The organism is Embleya sp. NPDC020886 (genome assembly GCF_044333915.1).
GTDB lineage: Bacteria > Actinomycetota > Actinomycetes > Streptomycetales > Streptomycetaceae > Embleya.
Genome location: NZ_JBIRRX010000003.1, coordinates 314,391 through 331,229 on the forward strand (window position 1 = coordinate 314,391; position 16,839 = coordinate 331,229).

Annotated in this window: 15 protein-coding genes; 11 read left to right on the forward strand and 4 right to left on the reverse strand. The window is 73.4% G+C overall.

What is annotated here, in order from left to right:
• Positions 1 to 66 precede the first annotated feature (66 nt).
• Both ACH4U8_RS12275 and ACH4U8_RS12280 read left to right on the forward strand, forming a co-directional pair.
• Positions 67 to 879 carry a TetR/AcrR family transcriptional regulator gene (locus tag ACH4U8_RS12275; protein WP_395777353.1) on the forward strand — a complete coding sequence of 271 codons (813 nt, stop codon included), beginning with the start codon at positions 67 to 69 and terminating at the stop codon, positions 877 to 879.
• Entirely contained in the window at positions 876 to 2,537 is a 1,662-nt protein-coding gene (locus tag ACH4U8_RS12280) for an FAD-binding dehydrogenase (RefSeq protein WP_360306935.1), read from the forward strand. Before ACH4U8_RS12275 ends, ACH4U8_RS12280 begins: the two co-directional genes overlap by 4 nt.
• 31 nt (positions 2,538 to 2,568) lie before the next feature.
• On the opposite strand, the gene ACH4U8_RS12285 is transcribed toward ACH4U8_RS12280, so the two are convergent.
• On the reverse strand, positions 2,569 to 3,300 hold the full coding sequence (locus tag ACH4U8_RS12285) for an FGGY-family carbohydrate kinase (RefSeq protein ID WP_395777355.1): 732 nt from the start codon (positions 3,298 to 3,300) through the stop codon (positions 2,569 to 2,571).
• Between the two features lie 27 nt (positions 3,301 to 3,327).
• Here ACH4U8_RS12285 and ACH4U8_RS12290 point away from each other — a divergent pair, with 27 nt between their 5' ends.
• A complete protein-coding gene (locus ACH4U8_RS12290) occupies positions 3,328 to 3,954 on the forward strand; it encodes an ROK family protein (protein ID WP_395777357.1) in 627 nt (208 codons plus the stop codon).
• Between the two features lie 90 nt (positions 3,955 to 4,044).
• Here the strand turns inward: ACH4U8_RS12290 and ACH4U8_RS12295 are convergent, their stop codons facing one another.
• On the reverse strand, positions 4,045 to 4,971 hold the full coding sequence (locus ACH4U8_RS12295; RefSeq protein WP_395777359.1) for an amidohydrolase family protein: 927 nt from the start codon (positions 4,969 to 4,971) through the stop codon (positions 4,045 to 4,047).
• Positions 4,972 to 5,117: 146 nt separating this feature from the next.
• On the opposite strand from ACH4U8_RS12295, the gene ACH4U8_RS12300 reads away from it, so the two are divergent.
• The 4 genes from ACH4U8_RS12300 (at position 5,118) to ACH4U8_RS12315 (ending at position 8,012) form a co-directional block, all read left to right on the forward strand.
• Entirely contained in the window at positions 5,118 to 6,206 is a 1,089-nt protein-coding gene (locus ACH4U8_RS12300) for a hypothetical protein (RefSeq protein ID WP_395777361.1), read from the forward strand.
• A gap of 61 nt (positions 6,207 to 6,267) precedes the next feature.
• Complete coding sequence (locus ACH4U8_RS12305) at positions 6,268 to 6,816, forward strand: hypothetical protein (RefSeq protein WP_360306952.1); 549 nt, start codon at positions 6,268 to 6,270, stop codon at positions 6,814 to 6,816.
• A gap of 64 nt (positions 6,817 to 6,880) precedes the next feature.
• The gene (locus ACH4U8_RS12310; RefSeq protein ID WP_395777363.1) at positions 6,881 to 7,681 is read left to right on the forward strand and encodes an SDR family NAD(P)-dependent oxidoreductase; all 801 of its coding nucleotides are present in this window, start codon (positions 6,881 to 6,883) and stop codon (positions 7,679 to 7,681) included.
• A 49-nt stretch (positions 7,682 to 7,730) separates the two neighbouring features.
• Positions 7,731 to 8,012: a hypothetical protein gene (locus ACH4U8_RS12315; protein ID WP_360306958.1), complete on the forward strand. Its 282-nt coding sequence runs from the start codon at positions 7,731 to 7,733 to the stop codon at positions 8,010 to 8,012.
• Positions 8,013 to 8,165: 153 nt separating this feature from the next.
• Here the strand turns inward: ACH4U8_RS12315 and ACH4U8_RS12320 are convergent, their stop codons facing one another.
• Positions 8,166 to 9,290: a winged helix DNA-binding domain-containing protein gene (locus ACH4U8_RS12320; protein WP_395777365.1), complete on the reverse strand. Its 1,125-nt coding sequence runs from the start codon at positions 9,288 to 9,290 to the stop codon at positions 8,166 to 8,168.
• On the reverse strand, positions 9,287 to 10,276 hold the full coding sequence (locus ACH4U8_RS12325; RefSeq protein ID WP_395777367.1) for a zinc-binding dehydrogenase: 990 nt from the start codon (positions 10,274 to 10,276) through the stop codon (positions 9,287 to 9,289). The genes ACH4U8_RS12320 and ACH4U8_RS12325 overlap by 4 nt, the downstream gene beginning before the upstream one ends.
• A 110-nt stretch (positions 10,277 to 10,386) precedes the next feature.
• On the opposite strand from ACH4U8_RS12325, the gene ACH4U8_RS12330 reads away from it, so the two are divergent.
• The 4 genes from ACH4U8_RS12330 (at position 10,387) to ACH4U8_RS12345 (ending at position 16,787) form a co-directional block, all read left to right on the forward strand.
• Positions 10,387 to 11,343: a helix-turn-helix transcriptional regulator gene (locus tag ACH4U8_RS12330; protein ID WP_395777369.1), complete on the forward strand. Its 957-nt coding sequence runs from the start codon at positions 10,387 to 10,389 to the stop codon at positions 11,341 to 11,343.
• A gap of 401 nt (positions 11,344 to 11,744) precedes the next feature.
• Positions 11,745 to 12,875, forward strand: a complete 1,131-nt coding sequence (locus ACH4U8_RS12335) for an acetate/propionate family kinase (protein ID WP_395777371.1) — start codon at positions 11,745 to 11,747, stop codon at positions 12,873 to 12,875.
• Between the two features lie 162 nt (positions 12,876 to 13,037).
• Positions 13,038 to 13,685, forward strand: a complete 648-nt coding sequence (locus ACH4U8_RS12340; RefSeq protein WP_395777373.1) for a hypothetical protein — start codon at positions 13,038 to 13,040, stop codon at positions 13,683 to 13,685.
• Between the two features lie 588 nt (positions 13,686 to 14,273).
• Positions 14,274 to 16,787 (forward strand): tetratricopeptide repeat protein, encoded by a 2,514-nt coding sequence (locus ACH4U8_RS12345; RefSeq protein ID WP_395777375.1) that lies wholly within the window; start codon positions 14,274 to 14,276, stop codon positions 16,785 to 16,787.
• Positions 16,788 to 16,839 lie beyond the last annotated feature (52 nt).

Sequence of the window (16,839 nt, forward strand, 5' to 3'; positions counted from 1 at the left end):
ATAGAGTTCCTTCTCCGCGGGCCGCTGCCATCCGCATGAGGCCACCGAACAGCGAGGAGGCGGCGCGTGACCGCGTCATCCGAAACGGCGGGCGGAGCGGCGAAGGCGCGTGTCGAGTTGCCGAGTCGTTCGGCTGCGGGGCGCAAGCGTGGCGCGTATGCCAAGACAGAGGCGCGTCGTACCGAGATTTTGGACGCCGCCCTGGCCGCGTTCGGCAGGTCCGGCTATCGCGCCGGGTCCGTCCGCGAGATCGCCATGCTGGTCGGCATGAGCCCGGCCGGCATGCTGCACCATTTCGACAACAAGGAAACGCTGCTCGCGGCGGTACTGGAACACCGCGAGGGCATCGCCCACCGGGTCGCCTCGCGGCACGGCATCACCGGTCTGGACACGCTGGTCGGGCTGGTGGAACTGGCCCGCTACAACTCCACCCACCGCGGCATCGTCGAGCTGTACTGCATCGTCTCCGCCGAGGCGACCGCGGCCGACCACCCGGCGCACCCCTACTTCGTCGCCCGCTACCGACGCGTCCGCACCCGGATCGCCGAAGCCCTGGAACACGCCGCCCGCAAGGGCGAACTGCGGGCCGGCGTGGTCCCCGCCCGGGCCGCCCGCGCCGCCGTCGCGCTGATGGACGGCCTCCAGGTGCAGTGGTTGCTCGAACCCGACGAGGTCGACATGCCCGGCGAACTCGCCGAACACTTCGCCGCCTTGGTCAAACCGGGCGCATGGCGACGTGCCCTCGCCGCCGCCCTCGCCCCGACCGGGTACGAGGGCTTCCCCGACGACCGACCCGGCTCCGCGAAGAACATGGCCGGCCCCGGCGCGGGGAACACACCCGACGCCCACAACACGCCGATCGAGGAGGTTGGGCCGTGACCGATCACGCGGACGTCATCGTCGTCGGTGCCGGACTGGCAGGTCTGGTCGCCACGTACGAACTGACCCGGGCCGGGCGACGCGTGCTCGTCGTCGACCAGGAGAACGAGGCCAATCTCGGCGGCCAGGCGTTCTGGTCGCTCGGCGGCCTGTTCTTCGTGGACAGTCCCGAGCAGCGTCGGATGGGTATCAAGGACTCGCACGAGCTCGCGCTCGCCGACTGGTTCGGCTCGGCGGGGTTCGACCGGGACCGCGAGGACCGCCGGCCCCGCGAATGGGCCCACGCGTACGTCGACTTCGCCGCCGGCGAGAAGCGCCGCTACCTGCACGACCTGGGGCTGCGGGTGATGCCGACGGTCGGCTGGGCGGAGCGCGGCGCGGGGACCGCGAGGGGGCACGGCAATTCGGTACCTCGCTTCCACCTGACCTGGGGCACCGGGCCCGAAGTGCTGCGGGTGTTCCTGGAGCCGGTGCTGGCCGCCGCGGCGCGGGGCCTGGTGACGTTCCGGTACCGGCATCGGGTGGACGAGATGCTCGTGCAGGGCGGCGCCGTCGTCGGCGTGCGCGGCACCGTGCTCGCGCCGTCCGTCGAACCGCGCGGCGTTCGTTCCTCGCGCGAGCCCGCGGGCGAGTTCGAACTGCGCGCGCAGGCCGTCGTCGTCACCTCCGGCGGCATCGGCGGCAATCACGAACTGGTGCGCGGGAACTGGCCGGTGGACCGGATCGGCCCCGCGCCCACGTCGATGATCACCGGCGTCCCGGCCTACGTCGACGGCCGGATGCTGGGCATCACCGAACGCGCCGGGGCCTCGGTGGTGAACCAGGACCGGATGTGGCACTACACCGAAGGCATCCGCAACTGGGACCCGATCTGGCCCGACCACGCGATCCGCATCATCCCCGGCCCGTCGTCCCTGTGGTTCGACGCCGGCGGACACCGGCTGCCCGCGCCCCTGTTCCCCGGCCACGACACACTCGCCACGCTGCGCCACATCGTCGGCACCGGGTACGACCACACGTGGTTCGTGCTGACCCGCGCCATCGTGGAGAAGGAGTTCGCGCTGTCGGGGTCCGAGCAGAACCCCGACATCACCGGCAAGGACCTCAAGGCGGTGCTGTCCCGGACCAGGAAGGGCGCACCCGGCCCGGTGCAGGCGTTCCTCGACCGCGGCGAGGACTTCGTGGTCGCCGACACGCCGCGCGCCCTCGTCGACGGCATGAACGCGATCAATCCGGGTCCGACGCTGGACCCGGCCGCGATCGAAGGCGAACTGCGGGCCCGGGACCGCGAGATCGACAACCCGTACGGCAAGGACCTGCAGCTCATGTCCGTCCGCAACGCCCGCGCCTACTGGCCGGACCGGTTCACTCGCGTGGCCAAACCGCACCGCATGCTGGACCCGGCCAACGGACCGCTCATCGCGGTACGCCTGCACATCCTCACCCGCAAGAGCCTCGGCGGCCTGGAAACCACCCTCGACTCCCAGGTCGTCCACCCGGACGGCTCACCCTTCGACGGCCTCTACGCGGCCGGCGAGGTGGCCGGCTTCGGCGGTGGCGGCGTGCACGGATACAACGCCCTGGAAGGCACCTTCCTCGGCGGCTGCATCTTCTCCGGCCGCGCCGCCGGCCGCGCGCTGGCGCGGCGCCTCGGCTGACCCTTTCGCAACCGGGTCGCCGGGCCGCCGCTCAGGCTCGGTGGGGATCCGCGCGGTCGAGGATGTGCGGGCGTGCCGCGGCGTATCGGCGGCGCACGGCGGCGTCGTCGCGGTGCGGGCGATGGGTGTCGCCGGACGTCCCCCAGTTCGGTGGGTGCGGGTCGCCGGTCAGGGTCCAGGCGGCCTGGCGGGCGGCGCCGATGGCGGCGTACTCGGCGGGTTCGGGTACGTGGACCGGGCGTTGGAACAGGGCGGGCGCGATGTCGGTGACCGCCGCCGAGCGCGCCGCGCCGCCGGTGAGGACGATCCGCCGACCGGTGACGCCCGACGCGGTCAGCGCGTCGACGGCGTCGGCGAGTCCGCACAACATGCCCTCGACGGCGGCACGGGCGAGGTGGGCCGGGGACGCGGTGGCGGTGGTGAGGCCGTGGATGGCGCCGGTGGCGTGCGGCAGGTCGGGCGTGCGCTCGCCGGCCAGGTACGGCACCAGCACCAGGCCGTCGGCGCCGGAGGGTGCGGACAGGGCGAGTTCGGCGAGCCGGCCGTGGTCCACGCCGAGCAGGCCGGCGGCGGCGTCCAGGACCCGGGCGGCGTTGAGCGTGCAGACCAGCGGCAGGAACCCTCCCGTGGCGTCGGCGAACCCGGCGACGGCACCCCCGGCGTCGGCGGTCGGGTGGGGGGAAGTGGCGTACGCGGTACCCGAGGTGCCGAGGGAGACCACGATGTCGCCCGCCGCCGCGCCGAGTCCCAGGGCGGCGGCCATGAGGCGAACCTGGGTGCCCTGGGCGAATTGCGCTACGGCGCGGGACAGGGCGCGGGAAGCTACCTGTACCTGTCCGGCGAGACCGGCATCGGCGCGGGACTCGTGGTCGACGGCGACCTGTTCCGGGGCGCGCACGGCGCGGCCGGCGAACTCGGCCACGTGGTGGTCGACCCCGACGGGCCGGCCTGCGGTTGCGGCGGCGCCGGCTGCCTTGAGCAGTACGCGGGTCTGGACGCCGTCATGCGCGCGGCCGGCGTCCCGACGGCCGCCGGAACGCCGGCCCGGGTCGGCGGGCCCGGCGACGACCCGGCGGCGACGTCCGCCTCGCGAGTGGCCGAGCTGCTGGACCGCCTCGGCCGGGAGGATCGCCAGGCGCGTCTCGCCGTCGAGCGCGCGGGGCGCGGTCTGGGCATCGCGCTGATCGGCGCGGTGAACCTCCTGGACCCGGACACGGTCGTGCTCGGCGGGGTGCACGCCCGCCTCGCCGACCACCTGATCTCGCCCATCGAGGCGGCCCTCGCCCGCGGCGGCGGCCGACTGCGCGGCCGCGTCCCCACCGTCCGCGCGTCGGCACTGGGCTCGGAGAGCGCGGTACGCGGGGCCGCCGCCACCGTCCTCGCCCGGGTGTTCGCCGATCCACTCGCCATCGGCTGATCGAAGTCGACCAGCCGACGCCGCAGTTCGGTTCGGGCACCACGCCCGCGGACGGCGTGTGCTCGGAACGGCCGGGCGTCCCGATCGGGGCTATCCGGTCCGGCCGTCGCGGGTGAACCACAGGCGTCGGGCCGTGCCGCCGAGGACGGCTGCTCGGGCCGGCGCGTCGCGTCGCCGGATCGCGAGCCGGGCGAGCGCGAGCATGCCGGGGTAGTTCGGCGTCCGGGTCTGCGGGTGGTCGGATCCCCACGTCAACCGGTGCTCGCCGAACGCGGCGGCCAGGTCGTCGACGACATCCGCCGGGTCCTCTCCGGCCGCCTCGGCGGCGGTGAGCAGATGCGTGGTGACCTTCACGTGCAGATTGGCCAGGTCGGCGAGGGCCCGGACGGGCGCCCGCCCGGCCTGCCGGGACCGGGGGTCGGGGAATCCGCAGTGGTCCAGGGCGACGCGCAGCGCCGGGCGGGCCTCGATGTGCGGGCGCAGCAGGGGGAGTTGCCGGGTGAACGCGGTGAGTACGACCGTGAGTCCCGTTTCCGCCGCCACGTCCCAGACGGCCTGCGACGCGTCGTCGGTGAGCCAGGTCGGGTCGGGGGCCTGCGGGCCGCCCGAGACGGCGAAGAGCCGCACGCCGGTGACGAAGGACTCGTTCGCATATCCGCGCAGTCCGCGGGCGGCGGCGACGGGATCCGCCATGTCGACGGCGACGACCGCCGAGGTGCGCTCCGGGTCGCGGGCGGCGGCGTCGAGCAGGTAGCGGCAGTCGTAGCCGTACGCCCCCACACCCTGCACCAGCACGGTCCGCGACACACCGGCGGCGGCCTGGGTGCGGAGCACTTCGGGGGCCGAACAGCCGCCGTCGCTCCAGTAGTCGGTGCCGTCGCCGGTGCCGGCGTCGAGAGGATAGCGGCGGGTGTCCGGCGACACGACGTGCACATGCGCGTCGATCACGGTGTCCGGGCCGTTCGGGATGTTCGGGTCGCTCGCATCGCCGTTCGTATCGGCGTTCGTGTCGCCCATGCCGCGCCCTTCGTCGAGATCCTGCAGTGATTCGAATATTCGAATGAGTAGATCGTTATTTCGAACGATACCTCTTGTGGTCGTGTCCGTGCCGCCCTAACCTCACACCCACTCGCCGCTCCGCCCCTTCAGCCCAAGGAATGCTCATGGTCGACTCCGCCCCGGCCGGACCCGCCCCCGACGCGGGCGCCGACACGCACGCCCTGCCCGACGATCTGCCCGAGACCGTGTACGCCTGGCTGGAGGCACGCGGGTGGGGGGACGGGTTGCCGGTGGTGGCCCCCACCGAGGAACGGGTCTCCGCGATGCTCGCCGGATACCCGGGCGATCCCGACGAGGTGATCGGTGTGCTGCCGCCGCGCCTGGGCGAGGCGACGCCCAGGGTGCTGGCGGTGAACGCGGTGATGGCGGGCTGCGCGGCCGGCATGTTGCCCCTGCTCGTCGCCGCGACCCGGGGGATGTGCGCACCGGAGTTCAATCTGCGCGGTGTGAACTCCACGACCCACCCGGTGTCGGTGATGGTCGTCGTGCACGGGCAGGCGGTGGCCGCGCACGGGTTCAACTCCGGTACCGGGACGCTGGGTCCGGGCAACCGCGCGAACGCGACGCTGGGACGCGCGGTGCGCCTGGCCCTGCTGCACATCGGCGGCGGCACCGCCAAGGGCGCCGGGGAGGCGGGGTTGGCGGACGCGGCGACCCACGGGCAGCCCTCGAAGTACACGTTCTGCTTCGCCGAGAACGCCGACGCCAGCCCCTGGGCGGTGTATCCGCGTTCGCTGGGGCTGGAGTCGCGCAGCGCGGTGACCGTGGCCGGGATGGAGAACCCGCACAACATCCACGACATGGAGACGCGCGGCGAGCCGGGGCCGATCCTGAACAAGATGGCGACCGTGATGGCCACGTTCGGGACGAACAACGCGGTCGTCTCCAGCGCCGAGTACTTCATCGTCCTGGGTCCGGAGCACGCGGCCACGATCGCGGCGGCGGGGTGGGCGCGGCAGGACGTGCAGGCGTACCTCTTCGAGAAGGCGCGGCGTCGCGCGGGCGATTTCCGGGCGAACTTCCGGTCCGCGTTGTGGCGTCCGTGGATACGCGCCCTGGCCGACCACGACCTGCAACCGATGACCGAGTCCGCGGACAACATCCGGATCCTGGTCGCGGGCGGGCCGGGCAAACACTCGCTGGTGGTGCCGAGTTGGGGATTGACCCGCAGCGTCACCGTCCCCGTCGACTGACCGGCCCGCAGCGCCGCCCTGTCGCCTGTCGCCCCTTCCCCAACGTGTCGAGGAGATCCCGATGACCGTGCACCTGCTCGACCCGTCCGGACGGGTCGGCGAACCGGCCAAGCAACTCGCCCCCGGACTGCCGGTGTTGACCGGCGCGCGCATCGCCGTCCTGGACAACCTCAAGCCGCACGCGGGCTACATCCAGGGAGCCGTCGCCCGACTGCTCGCCGAACGCACCGGCGCGGTCGTGACGCTGGAGATCCCCAAGTTCAGCGCGGCCCGGCCCGCCGAACCCGAAGTGCTCGACCGATTGCGCGAATCGGCCGATCTGATCATCACCGGCTCGGCGGACTGTGGTTCGTGCACCTCGTGGAGCTGCCACGACACCGTCGTGCTGGAACAGGCGGGCATCCCCACCCTGCTGCTGGCCACCGCCGGCTTCACCGAGATCGCCCGCCAGGTCTCCTCGCTGTACGGCATGCCCCAGGCACGCGTCCTCACCGTGCGCGGCCCGCTCGGCGGCTCGTCCGACAACGAACTCGACGCCATGGCCCTCGAAGCCCTGGAGGACGCCCTGGTCCTCGCGACGACCACCCCCTCCGCGCCCGATGCCGCCTGAAACGGCCCGAGCCGGCCCGCCGAGCACTCACCTCGCCGCACCGAACGAAGTGGAGACCCCAACCGTGCCGGACCCGACGAACCTCACCGACCGCGTCGCCCTGGTCACGGGCGGCGGTGCGGGAATCGGCCGGGCTATCGCCGTCCGGCTCGCGCGGGCGGGGGCACACGTCGCGGTCACCGACATCGTCCCCGAGGCAGCCCGGGAAACCTGCGAACTCGTGCGCGGCGTCGGCCGATCGGCCCTCGCGCTGATCGGCGACATGCGGGATCCGCAGCAGGTACAGGACCTCGTCGACGAAGCCGGCAGCACCCTCGGCCGCCTCCGCATCGCCGTCAACAACGTCGGCATGATGGGCAACCACCCCGCCGCCCCGTTCGTCGACTGGACGCCGCAGGCGATGTCGGACGTGGTCACGGGCAACCTGCTCACCACGATGTACGCCTGCCGCGCCGAGGCGGCCGCGATGATCCGCGATCGCACCGACGGCGTCATCATCAACGTCAGCTCGGGCGAAACCACCCGCCCCGCCCCCCGGTTGGCCCCGTACGGCGCCGCCAAGGCAGCGGTCAACCACCTCACCGGGACCCTCGCGGTCGAACTCGCGCCACACGGCATCCGCGTCAACGCGGTCGCCCCCGGGACCACCCTCACCCGCGAGGTCGAGGCCGCCCTCACCGCCGACTACATCCGGGCACTGCGCGCCGCCATCCCGCTGGGCGGCGAACTGTCCGCCCCCGAGGACCTGGCCGACCTCGTCCTGTTCCTCGCCTCCGACCTCGCCGCCCACACCACCGGACAGTTCCTCCTGTCCGACAACGGCGCGTTCCTCTCCCGCAGTCGGCCGCCACTCGACACGCACTGACCGCCGCCGACCCGCGCCGACCGCGCACTTCACGCGAACGGAGTACTCCATGACCCACCCGGACATCACCGACGACGCGGTATCGCAGGCGCTGGCCCCACTGGCCCGGGCGCTCGCCGCCGACGACTACCGACTCACCTGCGTGCGCCCGGCCGACCACCACGTGCTGATCACGGTCGACGCCGGACCGTCCGCCTGCGCCGACTGCCTCGTCCCGAAGGACCTCACCGAACGCATGGCCCTGCGGCACCTGCGCCCCCTGGCACCCACCGCCGGCTGGACCGTCGAGATCCGCTACCCGGCCGACGACCCGACGGAGACCGCACCGTGAGCGCCGTGCCCGATGCGATCGGCGTCGACGGCGCCGCCGCGTGGCGCTCGGGGTGGGCCCCGCGACGGCCGCCGAGTGCACCGACGGGACGGGAGCCGGACCGGGACCGGCCGGAGGGGTTCGGGCCGCACCGGTGGGTACCGGGGCGGGAGCTCAGGTCGGTCGGCTCGCGACGGGGTCGTCGTAGGACACCGACCGACCTGCGACGAAGGGCAGCAGCCGGGCGGCTTCCTGCTCCAGGGCGGCTCGATCGGTGCCGTGCAGCGGCCGGAACGGCGTGAGTCGCAGCGTCCCGGCGTCGAGGGACCACGTGCCGTGCACTCGGCCGTCCACCAGGAAGGTGGGCCGGACGCGCGCCTGGCCGGGCATCACCACCTTCCGGTCCTCGTCGCCGATGATCCGGGAGCGGTCGGCGTGGCCGAGCAGGGCGTTGTCGAAGGCGGGCAACAGCCGTACCGGAGCCGGCGTTTCGGGGTCGGGCAGCTCGGCGTCGGCCAGATCGATCAACTCCCTGCCATCGGGGCCGGACCAGTGGCGCAGTTCGGCACGCATCTCGGCGACGACCTCGCCGAGCCGGGTCAATCCGGACCAGACCTGGACGTCCTTCACCCCGGCCGGGCCGAAGCCGGCCAGATAGCGGCGGATCAGCTCCTTGGCCGCGTCCTTGGCGGCGGTCGGTGTCGCGGCGGTCGCCATCGGCCGCCCCAGCCAGACCTCGGCGGGCGTGACCGAGATCGCCGACCGGTTGCCCCACGAACCCCAGGTGCCGGTGGCCGCGCCATGGACGAGGGGCGTACGCAGTTCCACCAGCCCGGCCAGAATCCGGCCGTCGTGTCCCGGATGACGTTCGGCCAACCGCCGGGTCAATTCCTTGCGCGACAGCGTCCCGCCCGCCAGCAGGTCGAGCCCCTCGGCCACCAAAGCCGCCGCGTCCAGGCCCGCGCTGTTCCGGGTGAAGTAGGGCGAGCCGGCCGTGCGGTCGAGCACGGGCTGCAGCAGCGGTCGCAGCCGCCGGAAGTCGTCGGCCGCGGCGAGGTGTTGGGTACTGCGGAGCAGCCCGGAACGGACCACCCGGCGGGCCTCGATCAGCGTGGTGAGCCCGGACGCGGCGAAGCCGCGGATCCTGGTCCACAGGCCGATGTAGGCCCAGTTGGGCTCCTGGGCCTGGAGCGCGACCAGCCGGCCGATCACCTCCAGCGGGGTGCGGTCGGTGCGCTCCAGCAGGAACTGCCGGTCCAGCAGCGCCCGGTTCAGGGCCCGGAGGGTGAGGGCGGTCACGGCAGACGCACCGAGACGTTGCCCCGGTGGGAACCCCGAAGCAGGTCGAGGAATGCCTGCGGTACGTCCTCGATCCCGCCCTCGACCACCGTCTGCGGACAGACGAAGCGGCCCTCGCCCAGCCACGTGACGAAGTGTCCGTGCCAGGCGGCGATCTGCTCGGGCGTGTGGTGGCACGAGAACGGCAGCAGCTCGACGCCCCTCGCCTCGGCCGCCGCACGGTCGGGCTGCGGGAAGCGCTCCGCCGCGTCGCCGAGTTGGTCGGCCAGTGAGCCGCAGAGGGCAAAGCGGGCTCCGGGCCGGGCCGACCGGAGCGCGCCCCGATACTGCTCGCCACCCACCACGTCGAAGAAGACCGAGATGCCTTCGGGCGCGAGTTCCGCGAGTCGGTCGGCCGTCGGGCCGTCGTGGTAGTCGAACGCCGCGTCGTAGCCGAGTTCGTTCACCAGGTAGTCGACCTTGGCCGGGCTGCCCGCACTGCCGATCACCCGCGCCGCGCCGAGGCATTTGGCGATCTGTCCGGCCAGCGAGCCGACCCCGCCCGCCGCGCCGGAGACGAAGACCACGTCGCCCGGGCCGACGTTCGCCACCTCGGCCATGCCGTGGTAGGCGGTCGGCCCCTGGACGAGATGGTAGCCGGGGTCGGCGAACAGCTCGCGGTCGAGCCTGAGGTACGAGTCGGCCGGGCCGGCCGAGTACTCGCTCCAGCCGGTCGTCGACCGGACCAGGTCGCCGACCTCCAGATCGGGGTCGTCGGATCGCACCACGGTGCCGATCGTGGTCACCCCCACCCGCTGCCCCGGCTGCCAGGCCGGGACCGGGATGGCGCAGTCGGCCCGCATCAGCTCCAGGTAGGTCGCGGCGAGCCCGATTCGGTCGGTGCGCACCAGGACCTCGCCGTGCACCTCGGTCTCGGCGACGGTGAAATGGTCGAGCGTGGGGGCGCCGGTGATCTGGGCGGTCAACCGAATCTCACGGGTGAGCATGTGTCTGTCCTTGCCTCGGGTGCGGTCGGTGCCTCGGTGCGGCCCGTCGAGATCGACTCTAGGCAGGCTTCCGGTCACTTTCCGGCCGGAAGTCGAGGCAGGATGTCGGCATGGCGAACACCAGCTCACGCACGCTCGGACTGCTCTCCCTGCTGCAGACCCACCGGCACTGGGCCGGCCCGGAGCTGGCCGAGCGGCTCGGGGTGTCCGAGCGCACGCTGCGCCGCGACGTCGAGCGGCTGCGCGAGCTCGGCTATCCGGTCGGCGCGACCCGGGGCACCGACGGTGGCTACCAACTCGCGCCCGGCGCCGTCCTGCCGCCGCTGTTGCTCGACGACGAGGAGGCGGTGGCCCTCGCGGTGGGCGTCGGCGACGCGGCGCAGAGCGGGGTCGCCGGGATGGAGGAGGCGTCGCTGCGCGCCCTCACCAAGGTGGTGCGGGTGCTGCCGCCCCGGCTGCGGGCCAGGGTGGACGCGCTGCGCGCGGTGACCCGTTTTGCCGGCGGGTCCGGGCCGGTCGTCGCGTCGGGGGTGCTCACCGCGGTCGCCCAGGCGTGCCGGGACGAGGAGCGGCTGCGGTTCGGCTACACCGCCAGGGGCTCCGCGCCCACCGACCGCGAGGTCGAGCCGCACCGCGTCGTCGCGCTCGGCGGACGCTGGTACCTGGTGGCCTACGACCTGGGCCGGCACGACTGGCGCAGTTTCCGCCTCGACCGGCTCACCGGGCCGACCGCGACCGGCACCCGCTTTCGGCCGCGGCTGCTCCCGAGCGAGGACGCCGTGGCCTTCGTCCGGGCGGCGAGCGGGACCCCGGCTCCGTACACGGTCGAGGTCCTCGTACACGCACCCGCCGCGCGAGTGCGGCAGGTGGTCGGGCGCTGGGGCACGATCGAACCACTCGGCCGGGACGGTTGCCGGCTCACCATGACGTCGACCTCCCTGGACTGGCCGACCCAGGCACTGGGCAACGTGGGGGCCGAGTTCGAGATCCTGGGACCGCCGGAGTTCGCCGCGCACGTTCGGGAGTGGGGCGCCCGCTTCCTCCGCGGCACCGACACACCCGCGTGACCTTCGCCGTGCACAGCGGGTGGTGCGCGGCCACCACGATGATCGGCCGCGTTCGGTGCCGGTCCGGGACCGCATCCCTTGCGGCGACGGTCGTCCGCCGGCGCCCGAGGGCCGCCGCCGATCGTGCGGCAGGGCCGCGTTGCCCGAGGCAATCGGGTCCTTCGGCCCGGGCGCGGGGGCGTGAACCGCGATGTCCTGGGAACGGTATCGACGCATCAACCACCGGGAGGCGGCCGTCGTGTTCCCCCTCGCACCACCCCGAAGCACCCCTGCATCCGCGTGTCGGCGCCCGATCGGGGACGGCGCGCGGTCGCGCCGGCGCGGTCGCGGGTCGGCTGCGGGCACCGGGCTCGCCGCCGACCGCGAGCGGCTGCGCGCGCGGCGGGAGACGGTGGTTCGCGATGCGCACTGAGGCCGCGCGTGCGGAGGGCGTCGACCACCCCGGACGCGTCCTGGTCGTCAACGCGGGCTCCTCCAGCCTGAAGTTGTCGGTCGTCGAGCCGGACGACACGATCGCCCGCACCGCGAACCTGACCTGCGCCGAGGCCATTCCGCCCGAGGCGATCGCCGAATTCCTGCGCGAGGCGGGCACCGTCGACGCCGTAGGACATCGGATCGTGCACGGCGGCGCCGACTTCACCGGGCCCGCCCGCCTGGATCCGCGGGTATACGCGCGGGTCGTCGCACTGCGTCCGCTCGCGCCGCTGCACCAGGGCCGGGCGATCGCCGGCATCGACACGGTCCACGAACTGTGCCCCGACCTGCCCGCGGTCGCCTGCTTCGACACCGCCTTCCATCACACCCTCCCGGCCGAGGCGAGCACGTACGCCCTCCCCGAGGCGTGGCGGGCCAGATGGGGGCTGCGCCGCCACGGCTTCCACGGTCTGTCGCACGCCTACGCCTCGACCCGGGCATGCGAACTGACCGGCCTGCCGGCGTCGTCGGCCCGCGTGGTGAGCTGCCACCTCGGCGCGGGTGCCTCGTTGGCCGCGATCCGGGGCGGGATCAGTGTCGACACCACGATGGGCTTCACCCCGACCGATGGCCTGGTGATGGCCACGCGCGCCGGCGACCTGGACCCGGGCATGCTCGTTCGGTTGCTTCGTACCGGCCTCGAACTCGCGGAGTTGGAACGGGTGTTGGAGCACGAGGCCGGGTTGAGCGCGCTGGCCGGACACGGCGGCGACATGCGCGCGATCCGGGCCGACGCCGAGGCGGGCGATGCGCGCGCCCGGCTGGCGCGCGGCATCTACGCGTACCGGGTGCGGACCAGGATCGCCGCGATGGCCGCGGCGATGGGCGGCCTGGACGTCCTGGCCTTCACCGGGGGAGTCGGGGAACACGACGACACGCTGCGCGCGGACATGGTCGCCGAGTTGGCGTTCCTCGGGGTGCGCCTGGACCCCCGGGCCAACGCACGCGCGCGGGCCGACGCCGAGATCGGCCGAGCGGGCGCGCCGGTGCGCACCGTGGTCGTCACCGCCGGCGAGGACATCCGGATCGCACGCGAAACCCGCGCGACGCTGGGCTGAACCGCGATTCGCCACGACGTGCGCCACCCGGAGTGGGCCGGCGCGCGTGCGTGCGTGGGGGGTGCCCGTCCGGTCACAACGAGCCATCTTCCGAGGGGCGTTCGGCCCTGTCCGGATCCGCGGCGGGGCGGCCAGGCTGGGACGTGACCCAGGGGAGGGATCATGCACCGACGGGGACTGAAGATCGTGATCACCGAGTCGCAGCCGGACGGTTGCCGGCAGGTCGCGGGGCACCTGACCGAGGCCGGACACACCGTGCTGCGCTGCCACGGGCAACCGGGGACGGAGCGGACGGAACCCTGCGTGGCCTGGGCGGCCGGGGGCGGCTGTCCGCTGCTCGCCCAGGACGTCGACGTCGTCGTGGACGTGCGCGCCGACGAGGGGCCGCGGACCGCGCGCGAACAGGGCGCGATGTGCGCCCTCGTAGCAGGTGTGCCGCTGGTGGTCTGCGGACCCGTCGGCGCCCGCGACGGCATGCTCGCCCGGGCGGACGTGCTGTGCCACCACGACGACATCGAGGCGGCCTGCCGCACGGCGTTCTCCCCGGTGGGCCCCACCGCCCATCGGGTGGTCGCCCGTGCCGTGTCGCTCGCGCTCGCCGGAGTGACCACCCCCGCCGACGTGCACGTGCGCCTGACGGCGCGGGAGAGCACGGTCTTCGCGGACATCACGGTCGGCGCGTCCCCCACGGCCACCGCTATTCGCCGCGTGCGTGCCGCCGTTCGACTCGCGCTGGCCCCCTTCACGCCGTCGTGGCCGTATACCCCGGTGATGCTGTACCACCGGGAGCGGCCGGCCGATCGTCCGTGACGGCGCGATGTTCCGGGCAACTCCCCGGGTGACGGGACCACTTCGCCTGCGACGGGTTCAGCGCTCCGGTCCGAATCTCACCGCCGAGCGTGAGGAACGCCGACGGCGGTACCCGGCTTGTCTCCGGGCGGGGAGTTCGTGTGTTGCGCGGATGACCGCTCGCCGTGGGCGCGTTGTGTCGGCCTCGGTAGACGGAGCCTGGTCGGTTGGCGAGGCGCCGGCGTGTCGAGGCCGGCGGGGGGTCTCCTGCCGGATCGTCGAGCCTTGGTACGACGGGCCGGTTTGTCTGGTAGTCCTGGGAAGTGGGCGCCGGATAAAGTCCGTTGGGCCGGTCGTGACAGGGGTGGGATGGGCCCGGGGATTGAGGATCACGGTCGTGGTGGTGATCGTGTCGACGCAGTCGTTGTGACCGGAGAAGGCGAGGAAGCCACCATGCGATGGCGCCGACGCGAGCGCGGATCCGATGCTCCGGCGGTCGTGGGGGAGGTGGTGGTTGCCGACAGCGGCGATGCTCGTGCCGGCGACGGTGGGACGGCGGTGTCCGGCCATCGTGGACCACCGTCCTCGTTACCGGCGGGCGCGGGGACGGTGCACGTCGAGAGGTCCGGGCCCGCGACCGCGTCGGCGCCCCACGCGGTGGCCATCAGCGGCAACGTCCACGTCGCCCGGTTGAACGTCCACGCCGCGCCCGTCCCGGGGCCGGTGGAGTGGCCGCTCCTGCCCGATCCCGTGCCGGCGTTGGCCTCGGCCTTCCAGGACCGCGCGGGTCTGCGCGAGCGGATCGATCGGGCCCGGGCCGATCACGCGACGGTGGTGCTGTCCGGGGGTGGCGGGACGGGCAAGTCGCAGCTCGCCGCCGCCTACGCCCACCAGGCTCGCGCGGAGGGCGTGGACCTGGTCCTGTGGGTCAACGCCGCCGAAACCGAGCAGGTGATCACCACCTACGCCCGTGCCGCACGGTTGGTCGCCGCCCCGGGCGCGGCCGGGCAGGATCCTCAGGACGACGCGCGGGCGTTCGTGAACTGGCTGGCGACGACGCCGCGTTCGTGGTTGGTGGTCCTCGACGACATCACCGACCCGCGATCGCTGGAATCGTGGTGGCCCCCGTCGCCGCCGTCCGGTCGCGGGACGGTCCTGGACACCACCCGCCGCCGCGACGCCCTGCTCTCGGGCGGCGGCCGTGCCGTGATCGACGTCGACACCTACACCGAGGCGGAGGCGGAGGCGTATCTGCGCGAGCGCCTCACCCACGCCGCATGCGCCCGTCTCCTCGACGACGATGTCCTGCGACTGGCGCGGGAGTTGGGTCTGCTGCCCCTGGCCCTGGCGCACGCCGCCGCGTACATGATCAACGAGGATGTGACCTGCGCGCGGTACCTGCGCCTGTTCACCGCCGGCACCGCCCGTCTGGACAAGCTGTTGCCTGTGGACGCGGACACCGAACGCTACGGGCGACCGGTGGCCACCGCGCTCCTGCTGTCCCTGGACGCGGCCCAACGCGCCGAACCCGCCGGACTCGCGGCCCCCGCCCTCACCTTGGCGGCCTTCCTCGACCCCGCCGGACACCCCCGCGAACTCTGGACCCACCCCGGCGTCGTCACCCACCTCGGCATCCACCGCACCCCCGAGACCCCGGTCGACGCCGACGACGCCCACGCCGTGCTCCGGCTGCTGCACCGCTACGCCCTGATCACCGACGATTCCCGCAACGGCCCCCGCGCCGTCCGCATCCACGCCCTCACCGCCCGCGCCGCCCGCGAGGTGACCCCAGACACCGAACTCCCCACCGCCGCCCACGCGGCCGCCGACGCCCTGCTCGACCTGTGGCCCACCCACGACCACAGCGACGCGGATCTCGCGGCCGTCCTGCGGGCCAACACCGACACCCTCGCCGCACATGCCGGCGACCACCTGTGGCACCCCGACGGCCACCCGATCCTGTACCGGGCCGGACGAAGCCTCCTCGACGCGGGCCTCCACAACGTCTCGATCCCCCACTGGCAACGGATGAGCGCCGACGCCGATCGACTGCTCGGCGCGGAACATCCCGACACGCTGATGGCCCGAGGTCAACTGGCGATCTCGTTCTGGCAGGCGGGGCGGACGGACGAGGCGATTGCCTTGGAGGAGCGGGTGCTGGCCGCCCGCGAGCGGCTGCTGGGCGCGGAACACCCCAACACGCTGATGGTGCGAGCAAACCTGGCCTCCTCGTACTTGCAGGCCGGGCGGATCGGCGAGGCCATCGCCCTGGACGAGCGGGTGCTGGCCGATCGCGAGCGGCTGCTGGGTGCGCAGCACCCCGACACCCTGATGACGCGGGCGAACCTGGCCTCCTCTTACCGGCAGGCGGGGCGGATCGGCGAGGCGATCGCCTTGGAGGAGCGGGTGCTGGCCGATCGCGAGCGGCTGCTGGGTGCGCAGCACCCCGACACCCTGATGACGCGGGCGAACCTGGCCGCCTCCTACTGGCAGGCGGGGCGGATCGGCGAGGCGATCGCCTTGGAGGAGCGGGTGCTGGCCGATCGCGAGCGGCTGCTGGGCGGGGAACATCCCGACACGCTGACGTCCCGGGCGAATCTGGCGGTCTCGTACTGGCAGGCGGGGCGGACGGCGGAGGCGATCGTCCTGCTGGAGCGGGTGGTGGCCGATCGCGAGCGACTGTCGGGCGCGGAGCACCCCGAGACGCTGACGTCCCGGGCGAATCTGGCGGTCTCGTACTGGCAGGCGGGGCGGACGGCGGAGGCGATCGCTCTGCTGGAGCGGGTGGTGGCCGATCGCGAGCGACTGTCGGGGGCGGAGCACCCCGACACGCTCACGGCGCGGACGAACCTGGCCTCCTCGTACCGGCAGGCGGGGCGGACGGACGAGGCGATCGACATCGAGGAGCGGGTGCTGGCCGACCGCGAGCGGCTTTCGGGGCCGGAGCACCCCGCCACGCTGACGGTTCGGGCGAACCTGGCGGTCTCGTACCGGCAGGCGGGGCGGACCGGCGAGGCGATTGTGCTGCTGGGGTGGGTGGTAGCCGACTACCAGCGGTTGTCGGGCGTGGAACACCCCGACACGGTGGCGGTGACGAGTGTCCTGCGCAGGTGGCTCACGTGAGGGAACTCGCGGTGTGTGCCACATCCCCGGTGCTGCTTCGAGTTCGGATGGG

Bases quoted from the DNA above. Each gene is read 5' to 3' on its own strand.
- ACH4U8_RS12340 (WP_395777373.1), top strand. From the start codon at position 13,038: ATGCACCGACGGGGACTGAAGATCGTGATCACCGAGTCGCAGCCGGAC.
- ACH4U8_RS12295 (WP_395777359.1), bottom strand. From the start codon at position 4,971: ATGGGCGACACGAACGCCGATACGAACGGCGATGCGAGCGACCCGAAC.
- ACH4U8_RS12305 (WP_360306952.1), top strand. From the start codon at position 6,268: ATGACCGTGCACCTGCTCGACCCGTCCGGACGGGTCGGCGAACCGGCC.
- ACH4U8_RS12325 (WP_395777367.1), bottom strand. From the start codon at position 10,276: ATGCTCACCCGTGAGATTCGGTTGACCGCCCAGATCACCGGCGCCCCC.
- ACH4U8_RS12335 (WP_395777371.1), top strand. From the start codon at position 11,745: ATGCGCACTGAGGCCGCGCGTGCGGAGGGCGTCGACCACCCCGGACGC.
- ACH4U8_RS12285 (WP_395777355.1), bottom strand. From the start codon at position 3,300: ATGGCCGCCGCCCTGGGACTCGGCGCGGCGGCGGGCGACATCGTGGTC.
- ACH4U8_RS12315 (WP_360306958.1), top strand. From the start codon at position 7,731: ATGACCCACCCGGACATCACCGACGACGCGGTATCGCAGGCGCTGGCC.
- ACH4U8_RS12330 (WP_395777369.1), top strand. From the start codon at position 10,387: ATGGCGAACACCAGCTCACGCACGCTCGGACTGCTCTCCCTGCTGCAG.
- ACH4U8_RS12300 (WP_395777361.1), top strand. From the start codon at position 5,118: ATGGTCGACTCCGCCCCGGCCGGACCCGCCCCCGACGCGGGCGCCGAC.